Source organism: Streptomyces sp. NPDC102451 (assembly GCF_044765485.1).
In the GTDB taxonomy this organism is placed as follows: Bacteria; Actinomycetota; Actinomycetes; order Streptomycetales; family Streptomycetaceae; genus Streptomyces.
This window is the reverse complement of sequence record NZ_JBIWKD010000003.1, coordinates 618695-633687: the sequence shown is the minus strand read 5'-3', so window position 1 is coordinate 633687 and position 14993 is coordinate 618695. Positions and strand designations below refer to the sequence as shown.

General features: G+C 71.0%; 19 protein-coding genes. 10 read left to right on the top strand and 9 right to left on the bottom strand.

Features of this window, described 5'->3' with window-relative positions; translation table 11 throughout:
- Nucleotides 1-205 precede the first annotated feature (205 nt).
- Nucleotides 206-667, bottom strand: a complete 462-nt coding sequence (locus ACIRD8_RS10105; protein ID WP_403988573.1) for an ATP-binding protein — start codon at nucleotides 665-667, stop codon at nucleotides 206-208.
- Nucleotides 668-851: 184 nt separating this feature from the next.
- On the opposite strand from ACIRD8_RS10105, the gene ACIRD8_RS10100 reads away from it, so the two are divergent.
- A complete protein-coding gene (locus ACIRD8_RS10100) occupies nucleotides 852-1709 on the top strand; it encodes a helix-turn-helix domain-containing protein (protein ID WP_403988571.1) in 858 nt (285 codons plus the stop codon).
- A gap of 5 nt (nucleotides 1710-1714) precedes the next feature.
- On the top strand, nucleotides 1715-1909 hold the full coding sequence (locus ACIRD8_RS10095; protein ID WP_031093559.1) for a DUF397 domain-containing protein: 195 nt from the start codon (nucleotides 1715-1717) through the stop codon (nucleotides 1907-1909).
- Between the two features lie 228 nt (nucleotides 1910-2137).
- Here the strand turns inward: ACIRD8_RS10095 and ACIRD8_RS10090 are convergent, their stop codons facing one another.
- The 7 genes from ACIRD8_RS10090 to ACIRD8_RS10060 all read right to left on the bottom strand — a co-directional run bounded on the left by ACIRD8_RS10090 (nucleotide 2138) and on the right by ACIRD8_RS10060 (nucleotide 8741).
- Nucleotides 2138-2953: an SAM-dependent methyltransferase gene (locus ACIRD8_RS10090; protein WP_403988725.1), complete on the bottom strand. Its 816-nt coding sequence runs from the start codon at nucleotides 2951-2953 to the stop codon at nucleotides 2138-2140.
- Between the two features lie 220 nt (nucleotides 2954-3173).
- Entirely contained in the window at nucleotides 3174-4622 is a 1449-nt protein-coding gene (locus ACIRD8_RS10085) for a sensor histidine kinase (protein ID WP_403988569.1), read from the bottom strand.
- Nucleotides 4619-5350, bottom strand: a complete 732-nt coding sequence (locus tag ACIRD8_RS10080; RefSeq protein WP_403988568.1) for a response regulator transcription factor — start codon at nucleotides 5348-5350, stop codon at nucleotides 4619-4621. Before ACIRD8_RS10080 ends, ACIRD8_RS10085 begins: the two co-directional genes overlap by 4 nt.
- Before the next feature lie 47 nt (nucleotides 5351-5397).
- Nucleotides 5398-5580 (bottom strand): hypothetical protein, encoded by a 183-nt coding sequence (locus ACIRD8_RS10075; RefSeq protein WP_403988566.1) that lies wholly within the window; start codon nucleotides 5578-5580, stop codon nucleotides 5398-5400.
- Nucleotides 5581-5593: 13 nt separating this feature from the next.
- On the bottom strand, nucleotides 5594-6775 hold the full coding sequence (locus tag ACIRD8_RS10070; RefSeq protein ID WP_403988564.1) for a S1C family serine protease: 1182 nt from the start codon (nucleotides 6773-6775) through the stop codon (nucleotides 5594-5596).
- A gap of 94 nt (nucleotides 6776-6869) precedes the next feature.
- Entirely contained in the window at nucleotides 6870-7913 is a 1044-nt protein-coding gene (locus ACIRD8_RS10065) for a LacI family DNA-binding transcriptional regulator (protein WP_403988562.1), read from the bottom strand.
- 24 nt (nucleotides 7914-7937) lie between these two features.
- Entirely contained in the window at nucleotides 7938-8741 is an 804-nt protein-coding gene (locus ACIRD8_RS10060; RefSeq protein ID WP_403988560.1) for a response regulator transcription factor, read from the bottom strand.
- A 300-nt stretch (nucleotides 8742-9041) separates the two neighbouring features.
- On the opposite strand from ACIRD8_RS10060, the gene ACIRD8_RS10055 reads away from it, so the two are divergent.
- From ACIRD8_RS10055 to ACIRD8_RS10020, 8 genes are all read left to right on the top strand, one after another.
- Nucleotides 9042-9989 carry an alpha/beta hydrolase gene (locus ACIRD8_RS10055; RefSeq protein ID WP_403988558.1) on the top strand — a complete coding sequence of 316 codons (948 nt, stop codon included), beginning with the start codon at nucleotides 9042-9044 and terminating at the stop codon, nucleotides 9987-9989.
- Between the two features lie 40 nt (nucleotides 9990-10029).
- Nucleotides 10030-10284 carry a MoaD/ThiS family protein gene (locus tag ACIRD8_RS10050; RefSeq protein ID WP_099174183.1) on the top strand — a complete coding sequence of 85 codons (255 nt, stop codon included), beginning with the start codon at nucleotides 10030-10032 and terminating at the stop codon, nucleotides 10282-10284.
- A 10-nt stretch (nucleotides 10285-10294) separates the two neighbouring features.
- Complete coding sequence (locus tag ACIRD8_RS10045; RefSeq protein ID WP_403988556.1) at nucleotides 10295-11551, top strand: hypothetical protein; 1257 nt, start codon at nucleotides 10295-10297, stop codon at nucleotides 11549-11551.
- 175 nt (nucleotides 11552-11726) lie between these two features.
- Nucleotides 11727-12422: a DUF2993 domain-containing protein gene (locus tag ACIRD8_RS10040; RefSeq protein ID WP_403988554.1), complete on the top strand. Its 696-nt coding sequence runs from the start codon at nucleotides 11727-11729 to the stop codon at nucleotides 12420-12422.
- Nucleotides 12423-12667: 245 nt separating this feature from the next.
- Nucleotides 12668-12748: a putative leader peptide gene (locus ACIRD8_RS10035; RefSeq protein ID WP_350310325.1), complete on the top strand. Its 81-nt coding sequence runs from the start codon at nucleotides 12668-12670 to the stop codon at nucleotides 12746-12748.
- A 153-nt stretch (nucleotides 12749-12901) separates the two neighbouring features.
- A complete protein-coding gene (locus ACIRD8_RS10030) occupies nucleotides 12902-13741 on the top strand; it encodes a sulfurtransferase (RefSeq protein ID WP_403988552.1) in 840 nt (279 codons plus the stop codon).
- A 49-nt stretch (nucleotides 13742-13790) separates the two neighbouring features.
- A complete protein-coding gene (locus ACIRD8_RS10025; RefSeq protein WP_014154938.1) occupies nucleotides 13791-14078 on the top strand; it encodes a DUF1416 domain-containing protein in 288 nt (95 codons plus the stop codon).
- 121 nt (nucleotides 14079-14199) lie between these two features.
- Complete coding sequence (locus tag ACIRD8_RS10020) at nucleotides 14200-14508, top strand: DUF3099 domain-containing protein (protein WP_403988723.1); 309 nt, start codon at nucleotides 14200-14202, stop codon at nucleotides 14506-14508.
- Between the two features lie 22 nt (nucleotides 14509-14530).
- On the opposite strand, the gene ACIRD8_RS10015 is transcribed toward ACIRD8_RS10020, so the two are convergent.
- A complete protein-coding gene (locus ACIRD8_RS10015; protein WP_403988550.1) occupies nucleotides 14531-14893 on the bottom strand; it encodes a DsrE family protein in 363 nt (120 codons plus the stop codon).
- Nucleotides 14894-14993: the final 100 nt, after the last annotated feature.

Sequence of the window (14993 nt, the reverse complement as noted above, 5' to 3'; positions counted from 1 at the left end):
GCAGCGGTCGAACCGACCTCCTGCAGGGCGCGGGGAACGGGGGTCCAAACCGGATCCGGGCATGCCGGAGGAGCGCAGCGCGAAGCCGCGCCGGTGGTGCGGCGCATCAGTGTCCGTCGGGGTGGGGCGGGCCGGTGACCGGCCACGCCGGTGGATCACGGCGGGCGGTCAGGCCTCAAGTGCCGTGCGGGCGCGGAGCCGGGCGTTACACGGCGACCCGCGTGTCAGCGGCGAGCGTGAACCACACCGCCTTGTGGCTGGGTGTGCAGCACCCGCAGACGTCCGACCCCCAGGCCAGGGCGAGCTGCTCCAGGAGGATCAGTCCCCGCCCGCACTCCTGCGTGGGGCCGCTGGGCATCCCACCTGGTGCGGGCGCGGTCCAGGGTGCGTCGTCGGCGACGGAGACGGTCACCTGCTCCCGGCCGACCGTCACATGCACACGGATCAGTGAAGTACGGGTGTGGCGATGGGCGTTGGCCACAACCTCGGTCACGCAGAGGCGCGCGTCGTCGACGATGGCGCTGTGCGCGGTGCCGGTGAGCAGCGAGGTGACGAAGTGCCGGGCCACCCCGGCCGACCGCGCGGTGTTGGGCAGGGAGAGCCGGTAGTCCTCGCCGTCCTGAGGGAGTGGTGAGACGGAGGGTGCGGTGGTGTGGACGCTGGTCATGTCGTTCTCCCCACGTGGCGCGCTCCGAACGGGCACGCTGCTCGTTGACCCTGGTGGCGATGCGGTGATCAGGGCTCTACCAACCGATTACCTCACGCGTTGGGTATAGATGGGTAACGTGGTGGGTTAAGTGCATCCCATCGGGTGACGGGTCACACTGGGGGCCGATGGGGAGGGGAATCCGATGGCGTCGAGGAAGTCGCCCACGGCGCGCCAGCGCAGGTTGGGTACTGAGTTGCGCAAACTCCGGGAGCGCACAGGCCTGTCGCTCACGGAGGCGGCTGCCGCGTTGGGTACGGACCGCACCACCGTCAGCAACAGCGAAGCGGGACGGTTCGGAGTGAGTGCTGCACGCGTCCGCACATGGGCCGGTCATTACGGGTGCCCGGACGCCGCCTACGTCGACGCCTTGGCCGGCATGGCGGAGGAACGAACGAACGGCTGGTGGGAGGACTACCGGGGCGACCTTGTCAGCGGGGCGCTCGATCTGGCGGAGCTTGAGCATCACGCCGTAGCGATCCGGTCGGTGCAGATCATGTATATGCCGGGGCTGTTGCAGAACGAGGAGTACGCCCGCGCCGTGTTCGCGGAGGTCGTACCGCCCCTGAGCCCGGAACGCCTCCGCCGTCAGCTCTCGCACCGGCTGCGACGCCGTGATGTGCTGGACAGGGAAGGCGCGCCCGCCTGCGTGTTTCTCCTCCACGAGGCCGTGCTGCGGATGACGTACGGCGGCGCCGACGTCGCGTACAGCCAACTCAGGTACCTGCTGCAGGAGTCGGAGCGGGACAACGTTGCGGTCCGGGTGATCCCCTTCGCGGCGGGCGGTTTCCCGGAGGTCGGGAGTTCGACACAATACGTCTGCGGCCCAGTCCCACAGCTCGACACCGTGCAGACGGACACGGCGACCGGGCCTGCGTTCATCGACGCCGAAACCCGACTCGTGAACTACCGAGCCGTGCTGGACCGGGTGGAGAGCCGGTCCCTCGATCCGAAGAGTTCACGGGACTTCATTCGCGGAATCGCAGAGACTATGAAGGCGTGAGAATCATGGAAATTCAGTGGCGCAAGTCCTCGAAGTCATCCGGCGCCGAGGGCAATAACTGCCTCGAACTCGCCGAGCACGACGGCGAGATACTGCTGCGTGAGAGCGACCACCCGGACGTGGTCGTACGCACCACCCGGGCCAAGCTCCGCGCCTTCCTCGGCGGGGCGAAGGAGGGCGAGTTCGACGATCTGGCCTGAGCGGGCAGGTACGTGATCCGGATACGCCGGGGCGGCGCACGGCCGTCGAGCCTGGTCCGCTGCGTGGCTTGTCGGCAGCCCGGGGAGGTTCCTCCGGGGTACATCACTGCGGCCGCCCCAGGCGCGCGACCGCGCTCACGCGTTCGGTGTGGCCGCGTTCGTGTCCCGGTGGTAGCGGCACCCAGGCCCCGACAGCCCCAAGCGTCGGTCGGCGACGCCTTTCAGCCCTCAGGCAGTTCCGCGCTTGAGGCCCACGCCGCCACGGAACCCCATATCGTCAGGCCCCTCGGACACCGATGCGTCCGGGCGCCAGCGGTCGACGGTCACTACGCCCGGCTCCAGCAGTTCCAGTCCCGTGAAGAATTCCTCGATCTGCTTCTGCGTGCGCAGCACCACGGGCTTGGAGACTTTGTTCTGCCGGTAGAAGGCCGATGCCTCCGCTGCCCTGACGGGATCTGCGTCACCGCAGGCATGGGACAACGCGACGTACGAGCCGGCCGGAAGAGCGTCCACGAGAACCCGCAGGACACCCGCCGGGTCCTCGTCCTCGTCGAGGAAGTGCAGGATCGCGGCCAGGACCAGGCCCACCGGACGTGTCATGTCGAGTGTCTCGGTCACCTCGGGCGATTCCAGTACCGCGCGCGGGTCACGCAGGTCGGCTTGCAAGTAGGTCGAGCGGCCCTCCGGTGATACCGGGGTGAGCAGCGCCTCGGCGTGCCGCAGCACCACGGGGTCGTTGTCCACGTAGACGATCCGGGCCGACGGCACCATGCCTTGAGCGATCTCGTGCAGGTTGGGCCGGGTGGGGATGCCGGTGCCGATGTCCAAGAACTGGGTGACACCGCCCTCCTTCACCATGTGCCGCACAGCGCGTGCCATCCATGCCCGGTTCTGCTGCGCACTGCGCTGGATTTCCGGCCAGCGCTGGGCGATGCCCTCCGCGACGGCTTGGTCCACCGGGTAGTTGTCCTTGCCACCGAGGAGGCTGTCGTAGACCCGCGCCGGGTGCGGCTTTCCCTGTTCGAATGCCCCGTTGGGGAACACACGGTCTCCTTCGCGCGATGGCACGTCAGGTTCACACAACAACGCTCTGTCCAGAGCCATTTGAACATACTGGGTAGTTCCGCGCCGGCCACCTGGTCGTCGAGGAACCACGCGACCTGCAGAACGCTGCGCGCGAGGTGTCCGGCCAGTCCGCCCACCGACATCCCCGGCAGCACGGACTCCCTGTCCCGCACACTGCCCCGCCTCGGCGAGCGGAACTCTACGAGCCGCTCCGGTCGCCCGACAGCGTGGACCCCGAGGGCGGGGGCTGGGGTGCTCCCGGGAGGCGGATCGTGGCCTTCGTGCCGCCGCCGTCGGCCGGGCTCAGGGCGATCTCGCCGCCCGCCTGCTGGACCGTGCGGGCCACGATCGAGAGGCCGAGGCCGGAGCCGGGGAGCTGGCGGGCCGAGGGGGAGCGCCAGAAGCGGTCGAAGACGTGCGGGAGTTCCTCGGCGGGGATGCCGGGGCCGTGGTCCCGCACGGTCAGCTCGCCGCGGTGCAGGGCGACGTCGATCGTCCCGCGCGGGGGGCTGAACTTCACCGCGTTGTCCAGGACGTTGACGACCGCGCGCTCCAGCGCCGCCGGTTCGGCGCGTACGTACCAGGGGGCCAGCTCGGCGGTGATCGTCAGCTCCGGTCCGCGCAGCCTGGCGCGCTGCAGAGCGGTCCGGGTGATGTCGTGCAGGGCGACCACCTGGAGCGGGCCCGGCTCCGCGGCGTCGGGGCGGGAGAGCTCCTGGAGGTCGCCGATGAGCGCGGCGAGCTCCGTCATCTGCGCCTTCACCGAGGCCATCAGGGCCTTGCGGTCCTCGGGCGGGATGGCCCGGCCCGTGTCGTCGCTGCGGGAGAGCAGCTCGATGTTCGTACGGAGCGAGGTCAGCGGGGTGCGCAGCTCGTGGCCGGCGTCCGCGATGAGCTGGGACTGGCGGTCGCGCGAGGTGGCCAGGGAGCTGGTCATGGAGTTGAACGACCGGGAGAGCCGGGCGATCTCGTCCTCGCCCTCGACCGGGATCCGTACGGTCAGGTCCTCCGTGCGTGCGACGTGCTCGACGGCGCCCGCGAGGTCGTCGACCGGGCGCAGCCCGGTACGGGCGACCCACAGGCCGGCCGCCCCCGCGCCGACGACGCCGATCCCCGAGACGAGGAGCAGGACCCAGGCGAGCGTGGAGAGCGGATCGGTGACCTCGCTCATGGGGCGGGCGAAGGTGACGGCGAGGCTTCCGGGCCCGGAGCCGGGGGCCCGGCGGATGTCCAGCTGGGAGGTGTAGACGCGCATGCTCGCGCCGTCCTCGTCCGTCTCCGTGTGCAGGGCGTAGGAGCGCTGCCGCGTCGTCACTTCGAGGTCCTCGTCGCTCACCGGCAGCTTCGCAGCGTCGGGAGCGATGCAGACGGTGCCCTGGGAGTCGATCAGCTGGACCGTCCCGCCGGTGAAGGGCCGGGGCGGCAGTGTGGTGCCGCCCTTGCAGTACGTGTACAGATCCGTCAGGTACTGCTCGTCGACCTTGGACCCGCGCAGTGACTGGTCGAGCTGCTGCTGCAGCTGGTCCCGTGTCACGAACCAGCAGGAGACGGCCACCGCCGCCACCGCCACGGCGACCGCCATGGCGACCAGCAGGGCGAGCCGTGAGCGCAGCGGCAGGGCGCGGAGCCGGCGTCTCAGGCCGGTCACCCCTCACCGCCGCCGGAGCGCAGGGCGTACCCGACGCCCCGTACCGTGTGGACGAGGCGCGGTTCGCCGCCCGCCTCCGTCTTGCGGCGCAGGTACATCACGTACACGTCCAGGGAGTTGGAGCTCGGCTCGAAGTCGAAGCCCCAGACGGCCTTCAGGATCTGCTCGCGGGTCAGCACCTGCCGGGGGTGCGCCAGGAACATCTCCAGCAGGGTGAACTCGGTGCGGGTCAGCTCGACCCGGCGCGTGCCACGGGTGACCTCACGGGTGTTCAGGTCCATGCGGAGGTCCGCGAAGGACAGCACGTCGTCGTCCGGAAGGGGCCCGCCCGCCGCGACCGCGTACGAGCTGCGGCGCAGCAGGGCGCGGATACGGGCGAAGAGCTCGTCCAGCTCGAAGGGCTTCACGAGGTAGTCGTCGGCGCCGGCGTCGAGGCCGGTGACCCGGTCGCCGACGGTGTCGCGGGCGGTGAGCATCAGGATGGGGGTGGTCGACCCGGTGGAGCGGATGCGCCGGGCGGCGGTGAGGCCGTCCATGCGGGGCATCTGGATGTCCAGGACGATCAGGTCGGGGGCGTACGACTCGGCCTTGGCGAGGGCGTCGTAACCGTCCACCGCCACCTCCGTGCCGTACCCCTCGAACGCCAGGCTGCGCTGCAGGGCCTCGCGCACGGCGGGCTCGTCGTCGACGATCAGGACGCGCTGGGGATCGTCTTCGGCGGGGCTCATCGCTTCTTCGTCCTCTTCCTTCGGGCCGGGTGCGGGGTGCTCGGTTCTCAGCCTCGCACGGCCGCCGCACGGCGTCGCGCGGCACGGCGCTTGCGGCCGGTGCCGGTGGTGCGGACCTCCGGCGGGCGGGGGTCCGCCGCGGTGGAGGCGCGGCCTGCCAGCTCGGCGGCCAGGGCGAGGGGGAGGGCCAGGCCGGAGGGACCGGCGGCCACCGGGGTGTCGGGGTTCATGGAGTCCTCCTGGTCAGGAGCCGTCGCCGGAGCGCAGGGCGTCCAGGTCGGCCTTGACGGTGTTGACGGGGATGGCGAAGCCCAGGCCGACGCTGCCCGCGGCGGAGCTGCCCGAGGTGCTGGACGAACTGGGGGAGTACATGGCGGAGTTGATGCCGATGATCTCGCCGTTCATGTTGATCAGGGCGCCGCCGGAGTTCCCGGGGTTGAGCGAGGCGTCGGTCTGGATGGCCTTGTACGTCGTCTTGGACGAGCCGGTCTCGCCGTTGAACTGCTGGCCGCCGAACTCGAACGGCCAGTTCTGGCCGCCCTGTTGCTGCTGCTGTTCCTGCTCGTCGTCCTTGGCGACCGTGACATCACGGTCGAGCGCCGAGACGATGCCGCTGGTGACCGTGCCGGTGAGGCCCTCGGGGGAGCCGATCGCCACGACCTGGTCGCCGACCTTCACCGAGGAGGAGTCGCCGAGCGAGGCGGTCTTCAGGCCGCTCGCGCCCTGGAGCTTGATGAGCGCCAGGTCCTTGTCGGCGTCCGTGCCGACGACATCCGCGGTGTACGACTTGCCCGTGCTGAGGGCCACCTTGATCGTGGAGGCGCCCGAGATGACGTGGTTGTTGGTGACGATCTCGCCGTCCGCCGTGATGACGACACCCGAACCGGTGGCGTCGCCCGCCGAGGACGTCGCGCTGATCTCGACGATGGCCGGTGACACGGCCGTCGCCACACCGGAGACGGTGCCGGCGCTGCTCTGCGAGACGGTGGTGCCGTTGGCGACGCCGCTGGATCCGGAGCTGCTGGAGCTGCCGTTCGCGAGCTCGCCGATCAGGGTGGCGGTGCCGCCGCCGATCGCCGCGGCGGCGATGGCCACGGCCGCCAGCAGGGCGAGCGGCCGCTTGACCCGGCGCTCGGACTTCGGGGCGTCGTCGGCCGGGGCGGGCTCGGGGGCCGGGGCGGGCCAGGCGTGGGCGGCTGCGGGCACCTCGGCGGTCCCCTGCTCGGGCCGGTAGGCCGGCGGCGGCGGGTAGGCCGCCTCGCCACCGCCGTACGGAGCGGAGCCGTGCGGAGCGGCACCGTACGCACCTGTGCCGTACGCGCCGGTGCCGTACGAGTCCGTGCCGTACGGACCGTTGTCGCGCGAACCGTTGTCGTGCGAGGGGGACATCGGGTACTCGCCGCTCGGGCGGTGGCTGTCGGTCATGTCTACGAGAGTGGCCAGCGAACATGAGAGCAGCCTGAGTGCCCGCTGAGAAGCCCGGCAGAACCTCGTATGCCCGATATAAGGGAGCGCGCCGCTACCGGGCGGTGACCGTCGGTTCGCCGCAGCCGCAGGACCGGCGCACCACCAGCGCGGACGGGAACTGCTTCAGCCGCTCGCGCCGTGACCCCGAGACCCGCAGCGAGTCGTCGAGGACCAGGTCCACGGCGGCCCGGGCCATCGCCGGGCGGTCGGAGAAGACCGTGGTGAGCGGCGGGTCGGTCAGCCCCGCCTCCTTCACGTCGTCGAAGCCCGCGACCGCGAGCTCACCCGGTACGTCGATCCGCAGCTCGCGCGCGGCCCGCAGCACCCCGATGGCCTGGTCGTCCGTGGAGCAGAAGATCGCCGGGGGCCTGTCGGGGCCGGCGAGCAGCTTCAGGGCCACCTGGTAGGCGTCGTAACGGTTGTACGGGGCGTGGAAGAGCCGGCCCTCCGTGGGCTTCCCGGCCTCCTGCATCGCCCGGCGCCAGCCCTCGATGTGGTCGGCGACCGGGTCACCGACCACCGGGGTCGACTCCATGCCGCCGAGGCACGCCACGTAGGCGTTGCCGTGCTCCAGGAGGTGGCGGGTGGCGAGCTGGGCGCCGCCGACGTCGTCGGTGACGACCGCGACGTCGTCGATCGCCTCGGGGCGCTCGTGCAGCAGCACCACACGGGCGTCCCACGCCTCTATCTCGGCCGCCGCACGCTCGCTGGGGCCCTGGCTGACCAGGATCAGCCCGGAGACCCGCATGCCGAGGAAGGCCCGCAGATAGTGGACCTCGCGCTCGTCGCGGTAGTCCGAGTTGCCGACGAGCACCATCTTCCCGCGCTCCGCCGCCGCCTGTTCGACCGCGTGGGCCATCTCGGCGAAGAAGGGCTGCCGGGCGTCCGGCACGATCATCCCTATGAGGTCGGTGCGCCGCGAGGCCATGGCCTGGGCGACCCGGTCGGGCCGGTAGCCCAGCTCCTTGATCGCGGCGAGCACCCGCTCGCGCGTGGCCGGGGCGACCGGCCTGGGTCCGTTGTTGATGACGTAGCTGACGACCGCTGTCGAGGTCCCCGCCAGTCTCGCCACATCGTCCCGCGTCACCTTGGCCACGCGCGGCAGTCTACGCGGATGGAACTACCTCTTGGCAGGCCGTACCGGCGCTTCTTCGGTGATCTCAGCCTCCACCGGCTGCTCCGAACGGGTGACCCCCTCGTCCGTGGGCACCGATGCCGCCTTGGCCTTGGCGTCCTCGCCGCCCCGGTCCCCCTTCTCGGGGGTGACGAAGCGGTAGCCGACGTTGCGTACGGTGCCGATCAGCGACTCGTGCTCGGGGCCGAGCTTGGCCCGCAGCCGCCGTACGTGGACGTCGACCGTGCGGGTGCCGCCGAAGTAGTCGTAGCCCCAGACCTCCTGGAGCAGCTGGGCGCGGGTGAAGACCCGGCCCGGGTGCTGCGCGAGGTACTTGAGCAGCTCGAACTCCTTGAAGGTCAGGTCGAGGACCCGGCCCTTGAGCTTGGCGCTGTATGTCGCCTCGTCGACCGACAGATCGCCGTTACGGATCTCCATGGGGGAGTCGTCGGAGGTGATCTGCTGGCGGCCGGTGGCCAGCCGCAGCCGGGCCTCGACCTCCGCGGGACCCGCGGTGTCCAGCAGGACGTCGTCGATGCCCCAGTCGGCGGTGACGGCCGCGAGGCCGCCCTCCGTCACGACGAGGATCAGCGGACAGCCGGGCCCGGTGGACCGCAGCAGCTGACAGAGCGAGCGCACCTGGGGGAGGTCCCGGCGGCCGTCGATGAGAATGACGTCGGCACCCGGGGTGTCGACGAGCGCGGGTCCCTCGGCGGGGGCGACCCGCACGCTGTGGAGCAGAAGACCGAGGGCGGGGAGCACCTCCGTCGACGGTTGAAGGGCATTCGTCAGAAGCAGCAGTGAACTCATCGCCGCCCACCTGCCTGGGTCGTCGGTCGATCGTGCACGTTCAGCTCGCCCATTACGTCGGTCCTCCTCGTTCCCTGCGAGAGGGGCACTCCCGGGTCGGACCCGGGGGAGTATGCGGCACTGCTTCGTACTCCCGTACGTCGGTCGTCACCCGCGACGGCCGTCATACGTTTTTTACTGTGCGGTCCCGTAACCGGGGACCGCTGAGCTTGTCGAAACGCTGTCGTAACAACGCTCGGAAAGCACAAAAGGACCCGGGGGCTGCATTGCCCGGATCCTCTTCGCAGCAGAATAGCCCACATGAGTTCTGTGTCCGAGGGTCGATTCCCGAGTTCTTCTGTTCCCTCGATCACGCCGGCCACTCGGCGCACCACGTTGCTGACCGGTGACGGGGTCCGTATCGAGGCGGTGTACACCCCGTGTACGGCGGGTTCCGGGGTCGCCGGGGGCGGTGCGTCCGGAGGGCCCGCGGTGGTCCTCGCGCACGGCTTCACCGGCGCTGCCGACCGGCCGGCGCTGCTGCGGGCCGCCGAGGTGTTCGCGCAGCGTGCGGCCGTGATCACGTTCTCCTTCCGGGGTCATGGAAGGTCCGGCGGACGGTCCACCGTGGGCGACCGCGAGGTGCTCGATCTGGCGGCCGCGGTCGCCTGGGCACGGTCGCTGGGACACCGGCGCATCGTTACGGTCGGCTTCTCCATGGGCGGTTCCGTGGTGCTTCGGCATGCCGCTCTGTATACGGCGCCGGAAGCCGGTGAATTCATCGACGAGGAATCGGGAACGGCGGGGGCCGAACGGGTGGGGCGGCGCACCGGGGCGGACAAGGCGCACGAGGGGCACAGGGGGCGCGCAAGGGCGCACGAAGGCGCGCATACGGATGCGGTCGTCTCGGTGAGTGCGCCGGCCCGCTGGTACTACCGGGGTACGGCCCCCATGCGCCGGCTGCACTGGGTCGTCACCCGCCCCACGGGCCGGCTCGTCGGCCGCTACGGCTTCCGCACCCGGATCCACCGCGAGGACTGGAACCCCGTGCCGCTCTCGCCGGTGGAGGCCGTCCCGCTGATCACCGTGCCCCTGCTGATCGTGCACGGCGACCGGGACCCGTACTTCCCCGTCGACCACCCCCGGATGCTGGCGGGAGCGGCGGGGGACGGGGCGGAACTCTGGATGGAGCACGGCATGGGTCACGCGGAGAACGCCGCCGACGAGGGGCTGCTGGGCCGTATCGCCGACTGGACGGACTCGGCGTGATCCATGATGGACGCCGACGTACGACGAAAGGGGTGCCGCCATGGCAGCGGGGACGATCCGCTACTGGGCCGCGGCCAAGGCCGCCGCAGGGACCGCGGAGGAGCCGTACACGGCGGAGACACTCGCCGAGGCGCTCGACGGGGTGCGCGAGCGGCACCCCGGTGAGCTGACGCGCGTACTGCTCCGATGCTCGTTCCTGATCGACGGGAATCCCGTGGGGACCCGTGGTCATGAGACCGTACGGCTTGCCGAGGGCGGCACGGTCGAGGTGCTCCCGCCGTTCGCAGGAGGGTGAACCGCAGACCATGAGCAACAGCGATCAGCAGTATCCGTACGACCCGGGACACGGGCAGCAGTACCAGGGGCAGCAGTACCAGGGACAGCCGCCCTACGACCCCGAGTCAGGGCAGGCCTACGGGCAGCAGCAGCCCGCGTACGGACACCAGCAGCCGTACGCCCAGCAGCAGCCCCCGGTCCACCCGGAGCAGGGCGCCTACCCGGAGCAGGGCGGCCACCGGGCCGCGTACCCCGCGGACCAGGGCGTGACCCAGACGTGGCAGGGCCAGACCTGGGACACCCAGTACCAGCCGACGATCCAGCCGCAGCACCAGGCCGCGCCCGCCGCGCCTGCCGCGCAGGAAGCGCAGGCGGCGCAGGAAGCACACGGGCCGCAGGGAGCGCAGGGTGCCTACCCCCTGCCGCCCGAGGCCCCGGCCGCACCGCCCGCCCCGACGGCCCCGCAGGCCCCGGCCGCCGCTGCCGACGCTTCCGGCTACAGCGCGCCCACCACTCTGGGCAACAGCCGGATCACCGATGCCCAGCGGGCCCGCGCCGAGGGGCGTTCGCCGATCATCGCGCCGGGGATGCAGCCCGCCGCGATCACCGCGGGCCTCGGCCTGCTCCTCGCTCTCGGTGCCGCGATCGGGCCCTACGCCCTGCTCGTACCCCTGGTCCTGCTCCAGGCCGTGACGGCCGCGGGGTGGTTCCGGCTCAACGGCATGTGGCCGGCCAGGCAGGGCATCGCGCTCGCCTTCGCCGGCGGTGCGGTGGCCGACGCCGTGCTGCTCGCGGCGGGCCGGAGCAACGCCCCGGCGGCGATCCTCGGCACGCTCGGCGTCTGGGTGCTGCTCACCCTCGTCCTCCAGCTGCGCAGCCGCGCCGGGGCCGACGAGCGGATGTACGGCCTGACGGCCACCGTCGCCTCGGCCGCGCTCGCCGTGCTGGCCGCCGGACATCTGGCGGCCGTCCCCGACGCCGTGACGGTGGGCGGCATCGCGGTCGCCCTGGCCGTGCTCGTCAGGGCCCTGCCGCTGCCCGGTCCGGCCTCGGTCGTCGTGGCACTGCTGGCCGCGGCGGGTGCGGGCCTGGCCGCAGGGGCGCTCACTGACTTCGGCGCGCAGGCCGCGTACCTCGGGTTCGCGGCGGGCGGCTGCGCACTGATCGGCCTGCGGGTCGCGAGCTACGACTACCCGTCCCGCTTCGTGCACATGACGGCCGGGGTGGCGCTGCCGCTCACGGCCGCGGCCCCCGCCGTCTATCTGATCGGCCGTGCGATCGCCTGACGGCGCGGGCGTATCCGACGTATCCGACGTATCTGACGTCCCCTCACTCACACTCCCCGGGCCCGGGGAACCGGCCGGGCCTCCCGCTCGTCGATCACTCGGGGCGCGCCGCACACGCGGCAGTAGGCTCACGTGCACCAGGGGTCCGGCCGGTCCGAGTGGGGGAACAACAGGCATGCGAGCACTGCGAATACTGCTGATCATCGCCGTGGTGCTGGGCGGCGTCTTCGTCGCCGTGGACCGCGTGGCCCTGCATTTCGCGGAGTCGGAGGCCGAGGGGCGGATCTCCTTCGGCGGGGCCGAGGCCGGGACGACCCGGGTCTCGATCAAGGGCTTCCCCTTCCTGACCCAGGTGGCCGGTTCCGAGTTCGACCGTGTCGACGTGACGGTCACGGAGGTCCAGGCCGGAGCGGGCGGGCGGCATCTGCAGATCAGGAAGATCCAGGCCCAGCTGCACCACCTGAAGGTGGCCAGCGGTTACTCCAGCGCGACGGCCTCCCGGGCCACCGGGACGGCCCTGGTCTCGTACGAGGCGCTCACCGCGGCCGCCGAGGACGGCGTCACGGTCGCCTACGGCGGCGACGGCAAGGTCAAGGTCACCGGCGCGGTCCGGATCCCCCTGCTGGGGCAGACGGTCACGCGCAGCGTGCTCTCCACGGTCACCCTGGTCGACGGGGACACCGTCAAGGTGCACGCCGACGAGGTCCCGGGCGAGGGCATCCCCGGCCTGGAGGGCCTGGTCAGGAAGAAGACCGACTTCGAGCGCGGGATCGGCGGGCTGCCCGAGGGCCTGGAGCTGGAGAAGATAGAGGTGGCGCCGGGAGGCCTGGAGATATCGATGTCCGGAGCCGACATCCGGCTCGCGGGCTGACGGAGCCGGCGCCCACGGATAACCCGCGGCGGGGCGGGGTAGGGGGACCGCGGAGGCGGTCCGGACGGCCGATCCGGATAGTGAGACGGACGGGTCCGTTCCGTAGATGAACGCCGCCCGAGGGCCGCCCGATCCGGGGCCGCCGAGGGGCCGGGAGCGGCGCGCGTCTCGCATAGCGGACGATCGTGTCTCATCATCCGACACGACGGTGACATCTCCACCCGTACCTCCCTACGATCGGACGCATGAAGCGACAGGCGGACCTCACGAAGCGGCGGGCAGTAGACCTGTGCCGCGTCGCCGCCATGCTCTGTCGCACCTTCTGAGCGGGACCTTTCTCCCGTTTCCCCCCGGCCCTTCGACGATGTCAGGGCCGAACCCGTGCCTCCCGTACGCGTTCCGCTCCAAGCACCTGCGCGTACACCTCGCACCTCGCACTCCGCACCACCCCGCCGCAGACTGCCCCGGAGGAGAAACACATGAGCCGCGCAGACGTTCTGGTCGACGCCGACTGGGTCGAGGCCCACATCGACGACCCGCAGGTCGCCATCGTCGAGGTCGACGAGGACACCTCGGCGTACGAGAAGAACCACATCAAGAACGCGATCCGGATCGACTGGACCAAGGACCTCCAGGACCCGGTCCGCCGTGACTTCGTGGACCAGGCCGGCTTCGAGAAGCTCCTGTCCGAGAAGGGCATCGGCAACGACACGCTGGTCGTGCTCTACGGCGGCAACAACAACTGGTTCGCCTCCTACGCGTACTGGTACTTCAAGCTGTACGGCCACGAGAGCGTGAAGCTGCTCGACGGCGGCCGCAAGAAGTGGGAGCTCGACTCCCGCGACCTGACCGACGCCGTCCCGACGCGCCCGGCCACCCAGTACAAGGCCAAGGCCCAGGACGAGTCGATCCGCGCCTACCGCGACGACGTCGTGAAGGCCATCGGCAGCCAGAACCTGGTCGACGTACGGTCGCCCGACGAGTTCAGCGGCAAGCTGCTCGCCCCGGCGCACCTCCCGCAGGAGCAGTCGCAGCGCCCCGGCCACGTGCCGAGCGCCCGCAACATCCCGTGGTCGAAGAACGCCAACGACGACGGCACGTTCAGGTCGGACGACGAGCTCAAGGCCCTCTACGAGGACGAGCAGGTCGACCTGGCCAAGGACACCATCGCGTACTGCCGCATCGGTGAGCGCTCCGCGCTCACCTGGTTCGTGCTGCACGAGCTGCTCGGCCAGGAGAACGTCAAGAACTACGACGGTTCGTGGACCGAGTACGGCTCCCTCGTCGGCGTGCCGATCGAGCTCGGCGCCAACAAGTAATCCAGCAGCACCCTGATCCGCAGGACCCCGACCAGAAGGACAGAACACCATGTGTGGAGCACAGGCCGGCGGCCCCGACGCTTCGACGATCAAGCCGGGCGAGACGACGATCCAGGGCAGCGTGACCCGTGACGGCGAGCCCGTCACCGGCTACGTCCGTCTGCTGGACTCGACCGGTGAGTTCACCGCCGAGGTCCCGACCTCGGCGACCGGGCAGTTCCGCTTCTACGCGGCCGAGGGCACCTGGACGCTCCGCGCCCTGGTTCCGGGCGGCACCGCCGACCGCACGGTCGTGGCGCAGACCGGTGGTCTCGCCGAGGTCGCCATCGCCGTGTAGTTCACGCGCACATACGGCCGGAGGGCCGCACCCCAGGGGGTTGGACGCCACCTGATCAGGGGTGCGGCCCTTCGTGCCGTTCAGCGTTCGCGTCCTCGCGGGAGAGCTCTACGCTGGATATATGTACGAGCGGCGCAGGCGCGTCTATTTCCTGATGATGGGCGGATGCCTCTTCCTCTTCGTCTCCGCCTGGGCCTTCGTGCGCCTGTGGTCCATCCCGGCGGCCGTCGCGATGTGCGTGGTCGCCATGGTCATCCCGCCCGTCGCCGCGATCGTCGCCAACCGCCGTGGGCCCGAGGACCGTTGGTACGACGACCCGTCCCGGGTCTCCCGCCCGCCCGGCCGCCCCACGACCCGCGAGAAGCGCACGGGCGACCCGCAGTCGGACGAGTGGTGGGACGAGCTCGACGGCAGGGACCACCGCCGGTGATGCGGTGATCCGCTGATACGGATCAGTAGACGAGGGCCTGGGTGCCGTCCGCCATGGCCTCCTGCACGAAGACCTGGGCACCGGCGATCCGCACGCCCTCCAGGACGTCCGCCTCGGTGATGTCGCGCCGCGCCGCGCACTGGGTGCAGAGCGTGATCCCGCCACCGGCCAGGATCGAGTCGATCAGGTCGGGCAGCGGCGCCGCGTGCGGCAGTTCGAACTCGGCGGCGCGTCCTGGCAGGGCGAACCAGGCGGACTCGCCGGTCAGCCACAGCGAGACCTCGACCCCGCTGGCGACGGCCACGGCCGCCACGGTGAAGGCCTGCGAGCAGCGCTCGGCGGCATCGGCCCCGGCGGTCACCTTGATCACGAGCTTCTTCGGCATGTACCGAACTGTAATCCTCGGCCGGGCAACCTCCCCTGTGACCTGTGGGTCAGTTGTGTGCGCAGGTAATGGAACCTGCGCCTCAGGTCTCTTGGGGGGG